The following is a 1,409-nucleotide window of genomic DNA, read 5'->3' as shown; positions in this document are numbered from 1 at the left end:
CTCGGCCAGGCGTGCCCGGCAGGGCACCCAGCTCGCGCTGCCGTTCCCCGTCACCCGCGTCCCGCGCCCACCCACACCACCCGGCGCGTCCAGGGCCATGCCCTCGGCTTCGGGGCCGTGGATTCGCCCCCGGCCGCCGTGGGTGCAAGACCGGCTCCCCGGCATGCCCACCCGCCAACCGCGCCCCGGCCAGCTCCGCCTGCGGCTCGACCCGCCACCCCGCCGCACCCCGCGCCAGCCCAAAGGGGGGAACCGATGAAACACGACGCCGAGCCGCCGCCGCTGCTGGCCCGCATCCCGGCCGACATCAACCAGCCCGACAAGATCGCTTACGGGCTCACCATCCGCCAGCTCCTCATCGTCGCCTTGACCGGTGGGATCGCCGCCGCCGTCTACTACCTGCTCCACCGGCTCCTGCCCGTGGTCATCCTGGCGGCGATCCTGCTGCCGCTCGTCGCCTTGGGCATCGCCATCGCGCTCGGACGGCGGGACGGGCTGAGCCTCGATCGGTTCGCGCTGGCCGCACTGCTGCACGGCCGGGCCAACAAGCGGCTGGTGGCCGCGCCCGATGGGGTCACAGGGCCGCCTCGGTGGTGTCGCCTGCGCGGCAAGCTGCCCGCCCCGTTGCGGCTTCCGGTGCGGGCGATCCACACGGACGGTGCGCTCGAACTCACCGACGGCGGCGTCGCCGTGCTGGTGGAGACCGGCACGTTGTCGTTCCACCTGCGCACCACGGGCGAGCAGGCCGCTCTGGTTGGCGGGTTTGGCCGGTGGCTGAACTCGCTGGAAGCGCCCGTGCAGTTGCTGGCCCGAGCCCGGCTGGCCGACCTGACCGGCCTGGTCGAAACCATCGACGCGCGAGCCGACGAGCTGCCGCACGCGGCGCTGGCCCAGGCGGCGCGCGAGCACGCCGCCTACCTGGTCGACCTGAACACCTCGCGCGAGCTGCTGACCCGCCAGGTCCTCGTCGTGCTCCGCGACCACCCCGCCCGCAGCCGAGGACGGCGCTCGGTCCGGCGCGACGCCTCGGCCGCGGTCGTCTTGCGCCGCGCCGCAGAAGCCGAACGCGCCCTGGCCGCACTCGGCATCACCACCCGCGTTCTGGACGCCGATGAGTCCGCCCAGGCGCTCACCGAGTGCCTCGACCCCGGAGCCGCGCATCCCGCCGGCCAAGCCCTGCCCGACGAACTCATCACCTCCGCCTCGACCAGGAGTACGTCATGAAACTGCGCCGCCGCACCCGCGATCACGAGCCCGGTGTCCTGGCCCATCCCGCTGCTGTCGGTGTGGGCGTGCGGACCATCACGCTGCCCGGTGCCGTGTCCGCGTCGTTCGCGGTGGCCGGCTACCCGCGCGAAGTCGGCGCAGGGTGGTTGGAACCGCTGCTCACCTACCCCGGACACCTCGAC

2 protein-coding genes are annotated in these 1,409 nt (G+C 74.0%); both read left to right on the top strand.

Going from position 1 to position 1,409, the window contains the following annotated elements:
- Window positions 1–255: 255 nt before the first annotated feature.
- Window positions 256–1,224 (top strand): PrgI family protein, encoded by a 969-nt coding sequence (locus tag AB0I34_RS44115; protein ID WP_360458724.1) that lies wholly within the window; start codon window positions 256–258, stop codon window positions 1,222–1,224.
- Window positions 1,221–1,409 (top strand): hypothetical protein (locus AB0I34_RS44110; protein WP_360458721.1); only part of this gene is annotated, 189 nt, incomplete at its 3' end. The genes AB0I34_RS44115 and AB0I34_RS44110, both read left to right, overlap by 4 nt.

The sequence above is a fragment of the Kribbella sp. NPDC050281 genome (genome assembly GCF_040655855.1).
Classification (GTDB): Bacteria; Actinomycetota; Actinomycetes; order Propionibacteriales; family Kribbellaceae; genus Kribbella.
Note: the sequence above shows the minus strand (reverse complement) of the source record. Positions and strands in the feature narration are given on the sequence as shown.